The sequence below is a fragment of the Actinomadura sp. WAC 06369 genome, assembly GCF_003947565.1.
Classification (GTDB): Bacteria; Actinomycetota; Actinomycetes; order Streptosporangiales; family Streptosporangiaceae; genus Spirillospora; species Spirillospora rifamycini.
This window is the reverse complement of sequence record NZ_QHJN01000057.1, coordinates 12,666-31,229: the sequence shown is the minus strand read 5'-3', so window position 1 is coordinate 31,229 and position 18,564 is coordinate 12,666. Positions and strand designations below refer to the sequence as shown.

Here is an 18,564-nt window from a genome sequence, read left to right as displayed (position 1 = left end):
CCACCCGAGCCGGCCCCCACCTCACTCACCACCCACAACGCCCCCGGACCTGCGAAACTCGTCTACAAGCTGGAAGAACCGATCGAGCGGCGCTTCACCGTCCGCATGACTCTCGATCGCGGCAGCCCACCCAAGCGCCGTCGACCAGCCGTAGTGCCACCCCAACCAGTCGGTGAAAGGACCCCTGGGCCCGAACGCGAAACCCTCATCGACCCCATGAACCATCAGCGCGATGCCGTACCCGCACAGCAGAACCTCCAACTCGCGCAGCGACTCCCCACGAATCCACATCCCCGGCCGCTTCCGAATATGCTCGAGCAACTCATAAGCATCCTCCACCTCCCCCACCGGACGAAGTTTCGACCGATCCCTTTCCCCGTCAGCCATACTCACACCCCCAAGCCACGACAGAAAAAGCGACCTCTACAAAACAGCCGTCCACTGACAAGAACGCGCTCGGCTCCGCAACCAACCGAGGATCGCGGGACCGGCACCGCAGGCTACACCTCCCGAGCCGCACTCCCCCGACTCAGCGCGTAGGCCGCGTTCGTCCGCGCCGGGACGTATATGATCTTCGGATCGAGTCGAGTGAGGTCGAATGCCCACGCACGAATGGACTCTCGCCCAGGACCCCCACGGCCCGGGCGGGCGACGCAGGCCGAAGAGTTCGTCCATCATCGGCGCCGCCATCATCGGCGTCGTCGCCTTGACCGCCGTGCTCGGCCTGCTCGTCCCCGCACTCTCCGGCGAAGGAGTCCCTCGCCTCGGCAGCAAGTCCTACGAAGCCGAAGTCGACTGCCAGGTGAGCACCGCAGGAGGCATCGGGATGGTCACGATCAACGGCACCATCGAAGGCGACGCCTCCCGATACAAGGTGACCGTCGAAGTACTCGACGCCGAAACGAAGCAGCGCATCGCAGAGCAGACCTTCGACGTCCGCGACACCGCGACATTCGGCGGCACAACACCGTCCCGAATTTCGGCCAGCCCCACCGGCATCGAATGCCGAATCACGAAGGTGCTCTAAGCGACAACACGAATCCCCCATCGCCTCACCACTGCCGGTTGCCTCGGCGCTGGAATCGGTGCCATGCTCCGCCGGTGACTCCTCTGAGGCTCCTAGAGACCACCCCCGGCAAGTTCTCCCTCCTCCTGGACGCGGGGACGACGAAGGTCGACGAGCTCGTCGAGCAGCTTGGCCACGAGCCGAACGGCTACTTCTGGGAAGGCGTCGCGCAGTTCCTCGTGAGCACGCAGGCGAAAAACCTCGAAGAGCACGTCTCGTACGACCCCGAAGGGGGCATGTTCTGCGCGTACGGCGATGACCGGACCGCGCTCGAAGAGCTGGGAACTCTGATGGCCGCCGTCGCCGGAGACGGCGACCGAATGCGATCCCTGATCGAGTCCGCCGAAGCCGCCGGCTTCGAATTCGACGACTGACCAGCGCCGTACCCGTCCTCTCCTCAGACTGTCGGATCCCAGAGTCCGCCGGCCTCTCCGCGGGATAGGTGCTCGGCGTAGACGCCGACCTTCCAGGCAATGACCGAACGGCATTCCTCCAGCGCCTGTATCTGCGCCTCGACCCGCTGCTGATGGACGTCGAGAAGCTGCAGACGTTCGGCCTCATTGCCCGGACCATGCCGCACCAGCTCCGCGAACCGTTTGAGTTCGGCGAGCGGCATACCGGATTCGCGCAGCTTGACGCAGATCAGCAGCCAGTCGACATCGGCGGCGGCGTATCGCCGCCGACCCCCCGCGGTGCGCCGGACCGGCCCGACCAGCAAGCCCTCGCGCTCGTAGAAGCGCAGTGCGTGCACGCTGAGCCCCGTCCGCTCGGCCACCTCGCCGATACTCAGCGGGCGGCTTTCGGTAGTCGCCATGCCGCCCAACCTAGGACTTGATCTAGACCTCGCTCTAGTTCCTAGCATCGCCGGCATGACCACCACCGACCAGCAGCCGCTCGGCTCGCCCTTCTCCGCCGCCACCACCGTCGAGGACGTCATGGCCGGCGTGGACCTGTCCGGCAGGACCGCCGTGGTGACCGGGGGCTACTCCGGACTCGGTCTGGAGACCACCCGGGGCCTGGCGGCCGCCGGGGCCCACGTCATCGTTCCGGCACGCCGTCCCGCCACCGCCCGCGTCGCTCTTCAGAACATAGAAGGCTGCGAGGTCATAGCCATGGACCTGGTCGACCTCGACAGCGTGCGCGCCGCCGCCGCACAGATCAGCGCCCGCCTCGACCGCCTCGACATCCTGATGGCCGTCGCCGGCGTCATGGCCACCCCAGAGCGACGGGTCGGGCCCGGCTGGGAAGGCCAACTCGCCGCCAACCACTTCGGGCACTTCGCACTCACCAGCGAGCTCTACCCGCTCCTAGCCGCCACCGACAGCGCACGCGTCGTCGTCAACAGCTCCGCCGGACACGCCCTGACCGACATCCGCTGGCACGACCCGCACTTCCGCACCGGCTACGACAAGTGGCTGGCCTACGGCCAGGCCAAGACCGCCAACGTCCTGTTCGCCGTGCACCTCGACACCCTCGGACGCCACCACGGCGTCCGGGCGTTCGCCCTCCACCCCGGCAAGATCATCACCGGCCTCCAGCGGGAGATGAGTCTCCAGGAACAGATCGACCGAGGCTGGGTGGACGAGCAAGGCAACGTGATCGGCGCCGACTTCAAGACCCCGTCCCAGGGCGCCGCGACCGGCCTGTGGGCAGCCACATCGCCCCTCCTCAACGGCCGCGGCGGGCTCTACCTGGAGGACTGCGAAGTCGCCTCCGTCTCCACCCCCGAGCAGCCCATGGACGACGGAGGCGTCCGCGAGTACGCCATCGCCCCCGACGCCGCCGCCCGCCTTTGGAACCTCTCCCTCACAGCAACCGCCACCACGCCGACGATCCGCGTGCGGCACACGGCACGCCAGTGCTCTCGCCTTTACACGCGGACACCTCGTCCGACCGGAGAGCAGAACATCGCCCAAACCGTCACAGCCCGCCGACGTCAAGACCAGGACACAACACCCGGCACAGCAAGTCCGGCTCACAATGGAGATTCACTGACGCGGAGGCCCCTTCCGGGGTGGAAGGGGCCTTGACCTGGGAGCCGGCGAGGGGACTTGAACCCCTAACCTTCTGTTTACAAGAAACCGGCGCCCGCAAGATTGGCACCGGCGCCCCAGCTCACCGCGTGTGCGGCCAGTAGCCGCTGCCAGCAGCCGTAAGCCTCTGTTGCGGTACTTCCCTGCTGTACTTCCCAACCCACCACCAGCAGGCCCTGCCCTCGCCGATCGGGCAGCCACTGGCCCTGGCCCCCCACTGCGAAACCCGACCAATCCGAGGACAAGCCGACCCGGAGCGCAGCGAAGCGAGCACCGGAAGCGGCGCGTCAGCAGCTTGGCCTCAGCCAGCAACGAACCGACGGATTTACAGTCCCACCGCCCAACTCCCCTGGCCTGGGACCTTGTCGGCAACATCCCCGATTTAGGCCCGTATTCGGCACAGTGTCAAGGGTTGGGGATGGCCTGGGTGCCTGGCAGGAGATCACCTTGACGCAAGTGTGCCGCGACCTCCCGCACCCCTCGGTCGTAGCCCTTGATGAACTCCTCCTGCGCCGGTGGGGTCGGACGCCCATTTGCTAGCCACTGGTCGATCCACTTTCCGATCGCCAGGTGGTTGCGGTACAGGACCGCATGGGGACCCGCAAGGTTGGCTCTCGCCCGACCCTCGTCCCAGTGATCCAGCTTGCTCTTATCGAAGTCGAGCAACTCATCATCGCTGTAACTCATCTCTCACCCCCCGAGACGGTCACTGTCTGCATCTGCGCAGACTGACCGCAGTCACGTACCCGACCTGCGCTAGACCACTCCGGCAGACGGAGCACGGTAGCCACGGACCGAACGGACACCTGGCCAGCGCCATCAGCGGGGCTGGCAGCGGACCAGGGAGCAACCCCAGCAACCTCGGAGTGACACCACACCTCCGCTACCACGCCCCGTCCCGGAGGGTGCGCCCGCGCGAACGGCGAGACGGTGTTGACAGACTGCCCCCCGCGGGCGTGCCATCCGGGCCCGCGGGGGGGCTGGGGTCGCGAGACCCCCGCTTCAGGCTCCCTTAGCTCCGTCTACTCCCACGCTGCGCTCTCTCCAAACCCTGCTTCCTCGGCCGTAAGCGGCTTACAAGCACACGAACCGGCACAGTGCTCCGAGCAAGGCATGCGAGTCACATCACCGAACGTTCCTTATGACCCGGGACACGCATAGCCTCGACCTTGTGCGATCGGGGAACGTCCGACAGAATACAACCATGCCAACCGCCAAGAACCCAGCTCCGGCAGTGGTCGTTGCAGGATCAATCCCCGAGGGCAAGATCCGAGACTTCCTTACTGGCAAAATCGTCAAGGATACTCCAGAAGAGTACGTTCGTCAAAATATCGAAAAAGCATTGGTTCGACAGTACGGCTATGACCCGAAAGACTGCGCGCCCGAATTTTCAATCAAAGTCGGCTCTTCGCGCAAAAGAATTGACATCGCCGTTTTCAAGCCGGGCGCTCCGCATCTCCAAGAGAATATCTATATCATCGTAGAGACTAAGAAGCCTGGAACTAACCGAACCTCTCGCACTGAGGGGGTGGAGCAGCTAAAATCCTACCTTTCTGCCGCCCTCAATGCCTCCTATGGCGTATGGACGAACGGCGATGACCGCGAGTGTTTCGCCAAGCGACCCGGTACACAGGGCACTCACTCCATCGAGGAAATTCTCGAGATACCCGCTGCCGGACAGTCAGAGGAAGAAGCGCAGCGCCCACGACGACGCGACCTGAGGCCTGCAACCGGAGACAACCTGCTTTTCGCGTTCCGGCGTTGCCACAACTACATCGCTGCCAACGAGGGTAAGCAAAAGCCGGAAGCTTTCTGGGAACTTCTGAAGCTTATCTTCTGCAAGATTGAAGATGAACGTTCGAAGAGACTCAGTTTCTTTGTGACTCCGACCGAGCGAGCAAGCGCGACCAATGCAGTGCCTGCCAAGGCTCGCATAGAAAGGATTTTTAAAGAAAAGGTTCTATCCAAGTATCCATCTATCTTCGTTGGCGCGGATCGCGAGATAGATCTTAACGCCAGCGTCGTGGCTTATGTGGTAGGCCAACTGCAGTCCATCTCGCTGCTAGCTTCTCCGGTAGACGTCAAGGGAGTAGCATACGAGGAGATCGTCGGCTCCAATCTACGGGGAGATCGCGGAGAGTTCTTCACACCGCGCAATGCATGCAGAATGGCCGTTCGGATGCTTAACCCTAAGCCTGGGGAGCGAGTCATCGATCCCTCCTGCGGCACAGGCGGCTTCCTTATTACCGCTATGAATAGCGCGGTGGAACAGATTCGCCAAGACCATAGAGAGCAGTGGATCAACCCCAATGCTCCAACCCCAGCCGAGCAAGAAGAACTATGGCGGGCTCGTAGCGAGTACCTTTCCTCAAGTATCTACGGACTTGACCTTAATCCTGCACTCGTACGTGCGGCGAAGATGAACATGGTTATGAATAACGACGGATCGGGAGGACTGTGGCAAGCGAATAGCCTTGCGAATCCTCATACTTGGCGTCCTGAGGCAGCAGCTAAGATTAAGCTCGGAACGATGGATATCGTCGTCGCGAATCCGCCATTCGGCACGAACATCCGTGTCGATGATCAAGAAATTCTGCAACAGTATGAACTCGCAGCTGCATGGGACTTGAATGAGCAGGGAGAATGGAATAAACGGGGAGACCACTCCGGCACCCACGTGCTACGCCGATCCCAGCCCCCCGAAATATTGTTCATCGAGCGATGCGTCCAACTCCTACGGGAGGGCGGACGTATGGCTATTGTGCTGCCCAATGGCATCCTAAACAACCCTGCCTTGGGTTATGTTCGCCATTGGCTGCTCCAAAACACCCAGATCCTGGCGGTGGTCGATATGGCCCGCGACCTCTTCCAGCCGAAGAACGACACTCAGACTTCCATGCTCGTCCTCCGCAAGCTAACACAGAAAGAGAAGGATGACGCACGTGCAAAAGGCTTGGATTATCCAATATTCATGGCCATCGCAGAAACTGTCGGCCGAGACAAGAGGGGCAACGTCATATACCGGCGTGACGAGGCCGGCGAAGACATCCTGATCTCTCGCACCGAGGTTATCTCTGAAATCGATCCGGCGACGGGAGCAGATGTCGAAAGACAGGTGACTGTAACAGAGCGCCTTATCGATGACGAACTTGAAGATGTAGCGGCGGCGTACAACGCATGGCTAACGGAGTTTGAATGATTACAGACACACTCAAGTCGGCCATCGTATCTCGCGCTAACCGCCTGGATTCCGAGTATCACCTTTCACCTGGCGTTAGGGCTGCGCGAAGAGTGCAGGAACTAGCCTCGCACGGGTACCCCGTGGATATGCTTGGTAATCTCGCGTCTATTTCCGCCCCCAAACGCTTCAAGCGAGTATATGCAACTTCAGCAGAGGAATCGCTCCCATACCTTCGCCCATACGACATTTTCGACTATCTCCCCATAGCCGCGGACCACCTGTCAGTCAGCCGCAATTCAGTCATCGACGACCTGAGGCTGCATATCGGCACGATTCTGCTCACGTGTTCAGGAAGAAATCTTGGTCCTGCAGTCGCGGTAGATCGTCATCTATCCAACTTCGTCCTGAGTCATGACGCTATCAGAATTGATCCTCACAGTACGAGCCTAATGCCATACCTACTAACGGTGCTCAACAGTCCCACGGGACAAGAGCTTGTCCGTAGGGATATGAGCGGTTCCGTAATTGATCACATTACAGTCGCAGACGTCAGTCGGCTGTGCGTGCCACTGCTAGAAGCGTCGGCGCAAGACTCTATCGGCCGCAAAATGGCATCGGCCATTGACCTGCGTGAGCAGGCTAGGCTTGACCTAGTTCATTTGCACGACGAGGTGGAGAAGAACCTACCTGACATCAAAAGCAATCGGCCTGCTGATGGATGGCAAATCAATGCCCAGGAGTTGCTTGGCCGAATCGACTCAGCGCCATATCTACCGACTTCGCGGGATGCTGCCAAGGCACTGATAAGAGCCGGCGGCCCTAAATTGCGAGATGTTGCAATCCTGCATAAGCCAGCAAGTCGTTACAAGGCCTACCATGTCACTAAGGAACACGGCCATCCCTTTCTTGCCGGCGGGCAACTCAGGCAAGAGCATGTGATCGCGCCGAAGTACATGGCGGATCGAGTGTTCTCAGAACCTGGATGGTATCGCCTCCACGCTGACGAGACCGTCTTTGCTGCAGACGGCAGAGCATACGAGGGCCTCGGTGTGCCAGTAATGGTGACCCCGGACCGAGCTGGGTGGCTCGCAAGTGAGCACGTTATGCGAGCAAGGCCTAGGGAGGGCGTCAACGCCGGCTGGCTCTACTTGGCCCTTGCCTCTAGCTTTGTACAGGAACAGATTCAGGTACTTGCTTGCGGCAGCGTGGTGGACACTCTCTATCCCGCGGACGTCGGCGAGGTGGTCCTCCCTCCCCCCACTCTCTGCGGAGGGGATGACGCCATTAGAGCTTGGCATAAATTCGCCGATGCAGCAGCAATGGCGGAAGCGGCGGTTTCTGAGTTTGAGAGCCATATTTCCGAGATCATTTTTTGACCTGCTTTGTGCAGCATACGAGGGCTGACCACTCAGGACGTGGCCGTTCGCCCCCACGGTTGCACGGTTTCCGGTCTTGCCCACCTGGCTTGCGCTCCCATGGATGCACCCACTCGCTCGCACGGCTGTGCCGTCGCCGTGGCTTCCTGGTCCAGTAGCAGTGAGGCTCACGACCTAAGGTGGCCTTCTAGGCTGTCTCTACGGCAGCTACAGGCGTCGCGACTGGTACATTCCTCGAAGCAGGCAAGGCTAGCGAGTCGTAGTCACCGCTTGCTTGGATGGGCCCAGCGTGCGTATGAGGTGAGTCGATGGCATACCCGGTCCAGGTTCGGAACCTCAAGCGAAGGCTCACCGAGCAGTTTCGCGATTCAATCGACATGTCAGACTGGAAGGGCCGGAAGGGCGAAGAGCACGCCTTCCTGAGCCGCGCGGTCGCCGCCCTAGCGATCAAGATGGAGACTGCCTGCTCCGATGATGACGCTGCGCGATCAGTGATCGACTGCGAAACCGATAGAGGAATTGATGCAGTAGCGGTGGAGCAACGAGGCGAACGCCACCATGTCACCCTGGTGCAGGCTAAGTGGAGCGATAAAGGGGAGGCTGGTTTTGGCGAGGGTGATGTCTCAGCCGTAATGCGCGGCCTCGACTACCTACTAGAGTTGGATTTCGACCGTTTCGGCAGCCCGATTGATCGACATTCAGCTAAGCTCCACGCCGCTCTTAATAGCCCTTCCCCGAAAGTCGTGATTGTTCTTGCACTTGTAACAGGAACGGACCTCCACCCCAACACGAGATCCTTCCTCGAAGAGGAGATTGACAGACATAATCTAGATGACGATCTAGTTAGCTACAAGATTGTCAACCTGCGCGATCTGCATCGAGAGATCCTCGGCGACCACGCAGAACGCAAGGTTGACATCGACGTACAACTTCATAGCCTCGGTCGTTTCGTGGAGCCTTTCCTTGCATACTATGGGACCGTTTCCACTGAAGAGGTAGCCGAATGGTATGGGAAGCATGGCCGCCACCTTACTGCCCGCAATATCCGCGATGCTTTCGACATCAGCGATGTCAACGAGAAGATTCGCTCCACACTCACTAAAGAGCCAGAGCTATTCTGGTATCTAAGTAACGGCATAACCCTGATTTGCGATCGCGTACGCAAGCACGGAAAAGGTGCTCCTTCCACCGGCGGGAGCGCCGGCTTTCGCCTTGAAGGTGCCAGCGTAATTAATGGAGCACAAACCGTGAGTGCGATCCACCGCGCGATGCAGCAGAAACCGGGGAAGGTGGCCGCGGGTCGTGTTCTCGTGCGTATCATCGCCCTTGAGGATGCACCCGAGGGTTTCGGCGACCGCATTACTGTTGCCGCGAACACCCAGAACCCGACTGAAGAACGCGACTTTAGATCCCGCCGACCCGAACAGTCTGATCTACGCCACGAGTTCGCACTTTCACTCGGTCGCAACTATGTGATCAAGCGAGGGGAACCTGAGCCGGCGCCCGAAGAGGGCTGCACGATGACGGAGGCGGCTCTTGCCCTAGCGGCCGTACAAGTTTCGCTGGAGTTCGTGACCCGGGCTAAGCGGGACGCATCGGCGCTCTGGGAGGATCGCTACTACCGCGTGCTCTTCGGGTCGAAGCCGAGCGCACATCGTGTATGGAGATGTGTTCAACTGCTGCGGACCGTACGGCAGTCGCTGGCTGAAGAGCAGGAGAACCTAGCAGGCCGCGCTGCCGGTGCCGCTGCACATGGGGACCTACTCCTCACGCACGTACTATTCCGGACAATGGAAACCCACGATATCGACTCGGAGGAGACTGAAGCCTCTGCAGCTTGGGATGTCCGCTTGTCTGAAGTGCGAGAGCGGATTCGAAAGGCGCTGGGCTGGTTGCTCGTCGTCATCGATGGGGCGTACGGAAGTAAGAGTCAGATCAGCACAACTGTGCGGACAACTGAGCGGGCCGAACTCGTCGCAAAAGGTCTATATGAACGGGTGCGCAATGGCGATGAGCCACCGAGCGATATCGAGTCCCGGGTTGAGGAGATGCCCGATGGTATCGGCAACCAAAAACCCCGAGCCGTATGGGTCATCGTCGATGTGAATGCCATCTCTGATGGCACCATACTTGAGTTCCGTCCGGTAACTACATCAGAACGCAGACAGCTTCCTCGGTGGATTGAAGAGAACCCCGACCGCGCCAAAGCAACGTGGCAGAACAACAAGACCAAGCCGCTGGTCTGGAGGGCTGATGGCCAGGCTTACGCTCCATCGACGTTGGTGCGCATGATGCGGCGAGAAGCCATGGGAAATGATCAGCAGGTTCAAGGGACAAGGCATTGGCATGTTCCTGGCCAAGGCTCGCTAGTCGATATTGCCCGCGATATCACAAGTGCAACCGAGGGTGAGGATAGCTAACCTCTGGCGTCCTGCCTCATCAACTCCCATGTGTCGGACAGTAGCTTCTCGGCTTCATCCTGGCGGCTGGCTGGCCCGGCGTGGCGGGACCGGACGGGACAGGCCGCATGCCCGGCGCGCCGGGGCGGGCGGCCGCCGGCGACCGCGAAGCGGGCGCCCTTGAAGACGTAGAGAAAGTTCTCATCCGCCTCCTGCGGCCTGACATCCCGCACCCTGGTAAAACTGCTGTTCGCCTGTGTAGGTGGATGGGAGGCGGCTGTGTCAGAGCGTCGTTCGGCAACCCGAGACGTGGCTGTCGGGGTGCTGCAGGACAGTGGCTCGGGCTCCGTGTGCGGGAGGCGCTCGGCCTGCTGATCGCTGTTGATGCTCGCGCGAACCTCTGGGCGGCAGAGGTTGGCAAGGCTGAACTGGCGCCTGATGGATTCCTGACCTTCGCTATCGAGTACACCGAGTGTTGCGATGAGGTTGAAGCCGCCTGGGACCGCTACAGGACTCTCGGCATTGCCCAAGCACACGAAGTGGCGAACACCCTCCCGACCTTTGAAGAACGTGCAGCCAGGCATGAGCAACTGCGCTTGCGGAGTTGGAGGGCTCAGGAAGAGCTCCTGCGCGTGCTGCAAGGTGTCACCGAACGGATTCAGCGCCTTATCGGGGAGAAGCCTGCCGGTCAGCCGTCACACCACCAGCTTGGCAAGAGCTCGGCGGGTTTGGTCGGCGAGGCTGACGGCTGCGCCTAGGCGGTTGTCGATCGTGGGGTGTGCCGCCTCGGGCGGGTCGTCGGTGTTGAGCGTGCTGGCGTACTCGTCCCAGTGGGCGAGTTTCCAACCGTCGCGGGGCGCATCGCCAGCCATGACGGGTTGCTGAGTTCGGCGATGAACGGGGCAGCGAGGATGATCGACACGCCGGTCTCAATGTTGCTGTGGGCCACCTGCATGAGGGACTGGTACTCGTGCGGCCGTACCTCGGACCGGTAGAGGTCGGTGTGGCGGTCGTGCTGGTCGGCTCCGAGCAAGATCAGTAGCCGTTCGGTCATGCGGCGGGTGAGGGCGTCCTTGTCCAGCAACGCCCATCCGGAGAGGTCGGAGAGGAAGCGGGCGAACTCGGTCTTGCCCGATCCGGCGTAGCCGCCCACCAAGACGAGCACGGGGTTCGCTCCGGCGTTGGCGACCGCTCGGCCGTGCCAAGCGTTCGCGAGTCTGGTCTTGAGCGCGTCGGCTCCGGGGAAGAACGCGCCGAGGTCGAACGGGGTTTTGCTGGCCGTGGTGGTGTCGCGGCCGTGGGCGTGGGCGGCCATGCGTTCCAGAACGGTGAGCGGGACGTTGTGCGCGGGCGAGGTAGGGCGACCAGGCGTCGGGGATGCGTGTCCCGCGTTCCCAGCGTGAGGCCTCGTGCCGGGTGAGGCTGTCGGTGCCGGCATGGTCGCAAAGCTCAGTGCTGCGCGCAGGGCAAGGACGCGAAGCGGCTCGCCGAGCATAAGGACCCGCGCAAGCGGCGACGGTGCTGCGCTCTGGGGAAATGCTGCGAGGACTTCCCCAGCCGGCGGACCATCACGTCGGCGCGCAACACGCTCCGGAACGCTCTGAACCACGCGATATATGAGGAACTGATCTCACGGAACGTGGCGAGCTTGGCCAAGGTGCCCGTCGCCCGGAAGCGGTCGCGCAAGTCCTCGACCTGGACGGTCGAAGAGGCTCGGCGCTTCCTCGAACACACTCGGGCGGCCGATGACACGCTCTATGCGGCCTGGGTCCTGATCCTCCTCATGGGGATGCGGGAGGGGGAGGTCTTCGGGCTGCGCTGGGCTGACATCGACTTCGCGAGCGAGGAAATCAGCATCGGCTGGCAGCTACAGCGGGTCGGGGCTCGCCTGATTCACAAGGAGCGGACCAAGACGGACGGGTCGACTGACGTCCTCCCCCTGCCCTCCCTCGTTACGGCGGCGCTGCGGCTTCGCAAGGCCCAGCAGGACGCGGAGCGTGAGGCGTGCGCCGAGTGGCATGACAGCGATCTCGTCTTTACGACCAGGACGGGCCGTCCGATCGAACCGCGGAACGTCAACCGGGCGTTCGCGTCCCACTGCGGCGCTGCGGGCGTCAAGCTCATCCGGGTGCACGACACCCGGCACACCTGCGGCAAGCTCCTTGCGGCCCTCGACGTCCACCCGCGCGTCGCGATGCAGATCCTTCGGCACAGCAAGATCAGCCTCACGATGGAGGTCTACACCGAGGTTCCGTCGGAGCAGACCAGGGCGGCGCTCAAGCGGCTCGGGGATCACCTGGGGTCGGACGCCGACAGGGATGGGCGTTCGACGCTGTAGCTGTACTTTGCTGCTGTACTCGCCAATTCAGAGGCCCCTTCCGGGATCGGAAGGGGCCTTTGACGTGGGAGCCGGCGAGGGGACTTGAACCCCTAACCTTCTGTTTACAAGACAGATGCTCTGCCAATTGAGCTACGCCGGCGCGGCTCGTCCCGCATCGTAGTCGACGCGGCGGGGGTGTGCGCGCGGGTATCCGGGGTTGGACGGGCGCTTGCCGGGGACTGTGGGGGTGTCGGCCGCTTCGAGGGGGGCACCGTGGAGCGTTACGTGCTGAACATCATCCAGCCCGTGGGTGAGGCACCGCCGCCGGACGAGCTGGAGCGGATCATGGCGGAGCTCAAGGAGCTGCGGCGCGATCTGGAGCTGTCGGAGAACTGGATCTTCGGGGCGGGGCTGGAGGAGCCGCGGGCGAGCACGGTGGTGCGGATCCGGGGGGACGAGTGCGTCGCGCGGGACGGGCCGTACGCGGAGGCGGACGAGTGCGTCGGGGGCTTCGTGGTGATCGAGGCCGACGGGCAGGACGCGGCGTTGCGGTGGGCTGCACGGTATGCGCAGGTCACGGGGTTGCCCATCGAGGTTCGGCCGATCAGGGCCGTGTCCTAGTAGCCCACCGTCCATCGGGTTCTCGTGTGCTCGGGGTGTTCGGCTTCGTCCAGGACGGCGACCGCGAGATCGGCGACGGAGATCGTGGAGTCGCCCGCAGGGTCCACGACGAGTTCGTCGGCACCGAGGCGGTAGCGGCCGGTGCGGGGTCCCTTCCGCCCGTGCCAGGAGACGGCGCCGGGCCCGCGTTCCAGCGGCGGTACACGATCCGGATCGCGGGCAGCCCGCTGACCCCGGAGGAGCTGATCACCCGCCTGGGCGACGACCTGAACGCGGCGTCGCCGGTGGAGGTCGCCGTCTTCGACAAGACGGCCGGGGCCGAAGGGCTGGTCGAGGTGGGCGACGAGTACCTCGTCCACATGCCCGGCCCGTGGAACTGCCCGGTGCGCGTCGTCGACCGGACGCCCGTGTCGTTCCGCTTCGTGACGCTGCGCGGGCACCTGGAGGCCGGGGAGATCGAGTTCCGGGCGGCGGACGCGCCGGACGGGCTCGTGTTCACGATCGAGTCGTGGGCGCGCAGCGGCGACCGGCTGGCGAGCGCCCTCTACAGCGGGCTGCGCGTCGCGAAGGAGATGCAGCTCCACATGTGGACGCACTTCTGCGAGCGGGTCGCCGAGCTGGCCGGGGGCCGCATGGCCGGCGAGATCGAGGTGCTCACCGAGCGGGCGGACACCCGCGGGACCGGGCCCGTCACGGACGCGCTCGCCGCGGCGGCCGCGAAGGGCTTCGCGCTCGCGGCGCGCCTGCGCGGCGGGCGCCCGCTGCACCCCGAGGGGCTCGTCTTCGACGCCGAGCTCGTCCTGCACGGCGCGCCGCGGGAGTGGTGCGTCCCGTTCCTGGACGACCGCGCCGTCCTGCACGGGAAGGCGCGGCTGTCGCGCGCGGCCGGGACGCCGGACGCGTTCCCGGACGTCCTCGGGCTCGCGCTGCGCTGGCCGCCGGACGGCGGCGAGGGCGGGGCCGCCGGGGAGGGCGAGGCGGAGCTGCTGCTGGCGACGACGGGGCGCGGCCCGCTGGGACGCCACCTGCTGCGGCCCTCGACCCGCTGGGCCCCCGGCTTCTACGGGTCGCTGCTCGCGTACCGGGCGGGGGACCGGCGCGTGCTGCTCGGCGCGGCCGCGCGGGGCCCGCGGATCCGCCCGGCCGGCCTCGCGGGGCTCGCGCGCGCCGCGGACGCGCGCCCGCTGCTGTTCGACCTGCTGGTGGCGACGGAGTTCGGCCCGTGGGAGCGGTTCGGCGAGCTGCGGCTCACCGGGCCGGCGCGGACGGACGCGCGCGCGCCGATCCGCTTCGATCCCGAGCGGCGCCCCATCCCGGGGCTGCCTCCGGCGGGCCTGCTGCAGCGGGTGCGCGGCCCCGCCTACGCCGCCGTCCAGGAGGTCGCCCAACGCCGCGCCGGGCGCGGCGCCCGCCCCGCCCGCCCCGATCCCGAACCGCGCCGTCGACCGGAGAAAGCACCCCGATGAGGCACAGCGTCCCGGCGCCGCACCGGCTCCACGCCGACCTGCGGCACCGTCCCCCCAACTTCGACCCGGACGAGCCGCGCACGGGCCGCGGGTGGCACGTGGACGACGTCCGCCGCGCGCTGCCGCCGGAGCCGCCGGGGCCGCCGGTCCCCGGCGGGAGCTGGGAGACCGGCCGCCGGCTCGTCCGGGACTACGCGTACGCCGACCCGGCGATCATCCGGCGCGTGCAGGGCGCGGGCCCGCCCGAGCCCGGCCGGGACATGCTGCTGGAGGGCCGGTTCTGCGGGCTGCGCTTCCACCTCGCGGTCCGCGTCGGGGACGTCGCCGACCGCGTCGAGGAGATCGGCGGGCGGCCGGTGCGGGTGTGGGGCTGGAACTACCGGACGCTGCAAGGGCACCTGGAGCGCGGGCAGATGGACCAGGAGGTCCGCAAGTGGCTCGACACGGGCGAGGTCGAGTTCCGCATCCGCGCCGTGTCGCGGCGGGGGCGGATCCCGAACCCGGTCGTGCGGCTCGGGTTCATGCTGTTCGGCCGCCGCACGCAGCTCAAGTTCTACCGGCGGGCGTGCCGCCGCATGGAGCGCATGACGGCGGCCGCGCTCGCCGACCCCGGGCGGGCGCCCGTCCGGGACGCCGGATGACCCCGCCCCCGGCCTAGTCGGCCGGGACCGCCGCGTGCCGCTCCCGCAGCAGCGCCTTGTGGATCTTGCCGACGGGCGTCAGCGGGACCTCGGCGGTGATCACGAAGCGGCGCGGCACCTTGTAGTCGGCGAGCCGCTCCCGGCAGTACGCGGCCAGCTCGTCCGCCGTGGGCGGGTCGCCGTCCGGGCGGGGCACCACGTAGCAGCAGCCGACCTCGCCGAGGACGTCGTCGGGGACGCCGAACCCGGCGACCATCGCGACCTTCGGGTGCGCGCCGAGCACGTTCTCGATCTCCACCGGGTACACGTTGAAGCCGCCCTGGATGTACATCTCCTTCTTGCGGCCGCGCAGCACCACGTGCCCGTCCGGTTCCAGCAGCGCCATGTCGCCCGTCGCGAGCCAGCCGTCCGGCAGGAACGCCTCCGCGGTCTCCTCGGGCATGTCCCAGTAGCCGGCGGCGACGCAGCCGCCGCGGATCTGGAGCTCGCCGGTCTCCCCCGCCGGGAGGACGGCCCCGTCCGCGCCGACCGTCCGGGCCTCGAAGCCGCCGATCGGGACGCCGAGGGTCCGCGCGACCGTCTCGGCGTCGTCGTCCGTCCCGGACAGCACGCACGCGCCCGACGACTCCGACAGGCCGTACAGCCCGTACAGCGACGCGCCCGGGAAGGCACGGCGGATCTCCTCGCCCAGTGCGGGCTCGACGTTGGAGCCGCCCGCGACGCACGTCCGGACGGACGAGACGTCCCGCTCGGGGAGGCTCGCGTGCCCGAGCATCAGCGTGAACATCGTCGGGACGGCGCTCAGCAGCGTCACCCGGTGGCGCTCGACGGCGCGCAGGGCGCCGTCCGGGCTGAACGCGGGCAGCAGCGCCACCGCCGACCCCGCGGCCAGCGCGGCCGCGATCGTGCAGGTGATGCCGCCGACGTGGTTGAACGGCAGGTGGCCGAGCAGCACGTCCCGCTCGTCCATGCCGAGGTGCGCGGCCTGCGCGGACGCCGACGCGAGCAGGCCGCCGTGCGTGATCACCGCGCCCTTCGGGCGTCCGGTGGTGCCCGAGGTGTAGGGGATCAGCAGCGGGTCGCCGGGGTCGACGGCGGTGCGGGCCGCGGCGAGCGCCGCCGGGTCGGGCGGTGCGGCGGCGAGGTCGTCGAACGAGCCCGCGCCGGGAAAGCCGGTGCCGAAGAACACGAAGTCGCGGACGCCGGGGATGCGCGGCCGGAACCCGTCGAAGAACGCGGCGAAGTCGAACCCGCCGGCGGCGCCGGCGGAGACGACCGTCCGGGCGCCGCTCTGGCCGAGCATGTACGCCAGCTCGGCCTCCCGGTACCGGACGTTCAGCGGGACGACGACGGCGCCGATGCGGGCCGCGCCGAAGAAGACGGCGAGCCACTGCGGGGTGTTGGGCCCGAGCAGCCCGACGCGGTCGCCGCGGCCGACGCCGCGGGCGAGCAGCCCGGACGCGACGCGGTCGGCGAGTTCGTCGAAGGCGGGGTAGGTGATGGTGTCGTCGCCGTCGTACAGGAACGTGCCGCCCCTGGCCGCCGCGTCCCGCAGTGCGGCCCCGACCGTCGTCGCCTGCATACGTCCTCCTCGCTCGGTGGACCCTCTAGGGTTTGCGTCCGACCCCCGCGTAGAACCACGTCTGCCGGGCCCGGTCCGGGTCGACCGGGTGGTCGGGACGCCACAGCGGCGCCCACACCAGTCCGGGCTCGACGGGTTCGAACTCCCCGAACAGGGCGGTGACCTGCTCGAGGGTGCGGGGCGTTCCGGGAGCGGACGTGCGGTTGTAGACCTCGACGACCTTGGCGACGACGTCGGGGACGCCGTCGGCGGAGGCGTGGGTCATGACGAGGTGGCTGCCGGGCGCGAGGGCCTCGCGGAGCTCGGCCATGATGCCGGGCGGGTCGTCCTCGTCGGGGACGAAGTGCAGGGTCGCCACGAGGAGCAGCGCGACGGGCCTGGTGAGGTCGAGGAGATCGAGCTCCGGGTGCTCCAGGATGTCGCGGGGCCGCCGCAGGTCGGCCTCGATCATCCGGGTGACGTGCGACCCGGCGAGCAGCGCGCGGCCGTGCGCGACGACCTGGTCGTCGTAGTCGACGTAGACGGTCCGGGCGTCGGGGTTCACCGACTGGGCGATCTGGTGGACGTTCTGCTGCGTGGGCAGGCCGGTGCCGATGTCGAGGAACTGGTCGACGCCCTGCTCGGCGAGGTGGCGGACCGCGCGTCCGAGGAAAGCGCGGTTCTCCCTGATCAGGACGGGGAGCGTGGGATCGGCCGCGATCGCTTCCTCGGCGCGGAGCCGGTCGGCGGTGTAATGGTCCTTGCCACCCAGGTAGTAGTCGTACATCCGCGCAATGTTCGGCACATTCGGGTCAAATCCGCCCGCAGCCCTCTGCTCCCGCACTTTTACGTCCCCTCACCAGCCACCCTCATCCCACAAGCTAGTACGAAATCGCACCTAACCGTGATTCGCCGGACCCGGCGTGTCCGTTCGAAAATGGCCGGGCGGTCAGGGGATGTGCGCCGAGCCGATGATTTGCTCCAGATCGCCCCGGTTCGCTCCGGACGACGCAGGTCACGCGGGCGCCGGACGCCGGGCCCGCGCCCGGAGCAGGGCGGCGCCGACCGCGGCGCCGGCCGCCAGGACCGCCGCGGCGCCGACGGCCGAAGAGGTCCGCGCGGCGACCACGTCGCGCAGGTCGGCGGGCACGCCGGTCAGGTCGGGTGCCTCGTGGAGGAGCCCGCGCAGGATCGTCTCCATCGACTGCCCGTCGAAGGGCACGGCGCCGGTGGCGGCGAACACCAGCACCCTGCCGAGGGCGTACACGTCGGTGGCGTCCCGGACCTCCCAGTCGCCGCGGATCTGCTCGGGCGTCAGGTACAGCGCCGACCGGGCGGCCTCCCCGTCCTCGGTGCCCGGGTCGTCCTCCGCTGTCCGGACGGTGCCGAAGCCGACGATGCGCGGGCCGTCCGCGGTGAGGATCACGTCGCCGGAGTGCAGGTCGCGGCGCACCAGCCCGCAGGCGTGCAGGGCGGCGAGGCCCTCGGCGAGCCCCGCCCCGAGCGTCCGGACCGTGCGGGCCGGGAGCGGACCGCGCTCGGCGACGGTCTCCGCCAGCGAGGGGCCGGGGACGTACTCGGCGGCGAGCCAGGGCCGGTCGGCGTGCGGGTCGGCGTCCGCGACCCGCGCGTTGCGGGCGCCGCCGACCCGGCGGGCCGCCGCGACCTCGGCGGCGAACCGGCGGCGGAACCCCTCCTCGGCGGCGAGCCCGGGACGGACCAGCGTCACCGCCACCGGGCGCCCGCCGGGCGCCCGGCCGAGGTAGGTGGGTCCCCGCCGGCCGTGGCCGAGGAGCGCGACCGGCGCGTACGGGCCCACGGCGGGCGGGTCGTCGTCGTGAAGCGGCAGCACTGCGACACCTCTCGTGTTGATCTTCCACGGGAGGAGACGCTCCGGACG

17 protein-coding genes, 1 tRNA gene and 1 pseudogene are annotated in these 18,564 nt (G+C 66.2%); 11 read left to right on the top strand and 8 right to left on the bottom strand.

Annotated features, from left to right (window positions below):
• Positions 1–21: 21 nt before the first annotated feature.
• Complete coding sequence (locus tag DMH08_RS17535; protein WP_233617653.1) at positions 22–348, bottom strand: hypothetical protein; 327 nt, start codon at positions 346–348, stop codon at positions 22–24.
• A 250-nt stretch (positions 349–598) separates the two neighbouring features.
• Between DMH08_RS17535 and DMH08_RS17530 the strand changes: the two genes are divergently transcribed.
• Together DMH08_RS17530 and DMH08_RS17525 are read left to right on the top strand one after the other, a co-directional pair.
• Positions 599–1,027, top strand: a complete 429-nt coding sequence (locus tag DMH08_RS17530) for a hypothetical protein (protein WP_026405144.1) — start codon at positions 599–601, stop codon at positions 1,025–1,027.
• 74 nt (positions 1,028–1,101) lie between these two features.
• Positions 1,102–1,440 carry an Imm51 family immunity protein gene (locus DMH08_RS17525; protein ID WP_026405145.1) on the top strand — a complete coding sequence of 113 codons (339 nt, stop codon included), beginning with the start codon at positions 1,102–1,104 and terminating at the stop codon, positions 1,438–1,440.
• A 23-nt stretch (positions 1,441–1,463) separates the two neighbouring features.
• On the opposite strand, the gene DMH08_RS17520 is transcribed toward DMH08_RS17525, so the two are convergent.
• Positions 1,464–1,889: a MerR family transcriptional regulator gene (locus DMH08_RS17520; RefSeq protein WP_199747857.1), complete on the bottom strand. Its 426-nt coding sequence runs from the start codon at positions 1,887–1,889 to the stop codon at positions 1,464–1,466.
• A gap of 46 nt (positions 1,890–1,935) precedes the next feature.
• Here DMH08_RS17520 and DMH08_RS17515 point away from each other — a divergent pair.
• A pseudogene (locus DMH08_RS17515) lies at positions 1,936–2,895 on the top strand (SDR family NAD(P)-dependent oxidoreductase); the annotation flags it as partial.
• A 609-nt stretch (positions 2,896–3,504) separates the two neighbouring features.
• Here DMH08_RS17515 and DMH08_RS17510 read toward each other — a convergent pair.
• On the bottom strand, positions 3,505–3,786 hold the full coding sequence (locus DMH08_RS17510; RefSeq protein WP_125615852.1) for a hypothetical protein: 282 nt from the start codon (positions 3,784–3,786) through the stop codon (positions 3,505–3,507).
• A gap of 517 nt (positions 3,787–4,303) precedes the next feature.
• Between DMH08_RS17510 and DMH08_RS17505 the strand changes: the two genes are divergently transcribed.
• The 4 genes from DMH08_RS17505 to DMH08_RS17490 all read left to right on the top strand — a co-directional run bounded on the left by DMH08_RS17505 (position 4,304) and on the right by DMH08_RS17490 (position 10,813).
• On the top strand, positions 4,304–6,298 hold the full coding sequence (locus DMH08_RS17505; protein ID WP_125615849.1) for an N-6 DNA methylase: 1,995 nt from the start codon (positions 4,304–4,306) through the stop codon (positions 6,296–6,298).
• 122 nt (positions 6,299–6,420) lie between these two features.
• Positions 6,421–7,656 (top strand): hypothetical protein, encoded by a 1,236-nt coding sequence (locus DMH08_RS17500; protein ID WP_125615845.1) that lies wholly within the window; start codon positions 6,421–6,423, stop codon positions 7,654–7,656.
• Positions 7,657–7,964: 308 nt separating this feature from the next.
• A complete protein-coding gene (locus DMH08_RS17495) occupies positions 7,965–10,076 on the top strand; it encodes an AIPR family protein (RefSeq protein ID WP_125615842.1) in 2,112 nt (703 codons plus the stop codon).
• Positions 10,077–10,405: 329 nt separating this feature from the next.
• On the top strand, positions 10,406–10,813 hold the full coding sequence (locus DMH08_RS17490; RefSeq protein ID WP_125615839.1) for a hypothetical protein: 408 nt from the start codon (positions 10,406–10,408) through the stop codon (positions 10,811–10,813).
• Here the strand turns inward: DMH08_RS17490 and DMH08_RS17485 are convergent.
• Positions 10,810–11,370, bottom strand: a complete 561-nt coding sequence (locus DMH08_RS17485; protein WP_199747855.1) for an AAA family ATPase — start codon at positions 11,368–11,370, stop codon at positions 10,810–10,812. The two genes, DMH08_RS17490 and DMH08_RS17485, sit on opposite strands and share 4 nt — an antisense overlap.
• Positions 11,371–11,712: 342 nt before the next feature.
• On the opposite strand from DMH08_RS17485, the gene DMH08_RS17480 reads away from it, so the two are divergent.
• Positions 11,713–12,393, top strand: a complete 681-nt coding sequence (locus tag DMH08_RS17480; protein ID WP_233617657.1) for a site-specific integrase — start codon at positions 11,713–11,715, stop codon at positions 12,391–12,393.
• A gap of 69 nt (positions 12,394–12,462) precedes the next feature.
• Here the strand turns inward: DMH08_RS17480 and DMH08_RS17475 are convergent.
• A tRNA-Thr gene (locus DMH08_RS17475) sits at positions 12,463–12,535 on the bottom strand.
• Between the two features lie 113 nt (positions 12,536–12,648).
• On the opposite strand from DMH08_RS17475, the gene DMH08_RS17470 reads away from it, so the two are divergent.
• The 3 genes from DMH08_RS17470 to DMH08_RS17455 are packed head-to-tail and all read left to right on the top strand — an operon-like array spanning position 12,649 to position 15,103.
• A complete protein-coding gene (locus DMH08_RS17470; protein ID WP_026404831.1) occupies positions 12,649–12,996 on the top strand; it encodes a YciI family protein in 348 nt (115 codons plus the stop codon).
• Positions 12,997–13,022: 26 nt separating this feature from the next.
• A complete protein-coding gene (locus DMH08_RS41040) occupies positions 13,023–14,462 on the top strand; it encodes a DUF1990 family protein (protein WP_199747853.1) in 1,440 nt (479 codons plus the stop codon).
• Complete coding sequence (locus DMH08_RS17455; protein ID WP_051300834.1) at positions 14,459–15,103, top strand: DUF1990 family protein; 645 nt, start codon at positions 14,459–14,461, stop codon at positions 15,101–15,103. The genes DMH08_RS41040 and DMH08_RS17455 overlap by 4 nt, the downstream gene beginning before the upstream one ends.
• A gap of 13 nt (positions 15,104–15,116) precedes the next feature.
• Here DMH08_RS17455 and DMH08_RS17450 read toward each other — a convergent pair whose 3' ends face one another.
• The 3 genes from DMH08_RS17450 to DMH08_RS40180 form a co-directional block, all read right to left on the bottom strand.
• Entirely contained in the window at positions 15,117–16,685 is a 1,569-nt protein-coding gene (locus tag DMH08_RS17450) for a class I adenylate-forming enzyme family protein (protein WP_125615833.1), read from the bottom strand.
• A gap of 25 nt (positions 16,686–16,710) precedes the next feature.
• Positions 16,711–17,508, bottom strand: a complete 798-nt coding sequence (locus tag DMH08_RS17445) for an SAM-dependent methyltransferase (protein ID WP_199747852.1) — start codon at positions 17,506–17,508, stop codon at positions 16,711–16,713.
• A gap of 171 nt (positions 17,509–17,679) precedes the next feature.
• Entirely contained in the window at positions 17,680–18,516 is an 837-nt protein-coding gene (locus DMH08_RS40180) for a protein kinase domain-containing protein (protein ID WP_158642334.1), read from the bottom strand.
• Positions 18,517–18,564: the final 48 nt, after the last annotated feature.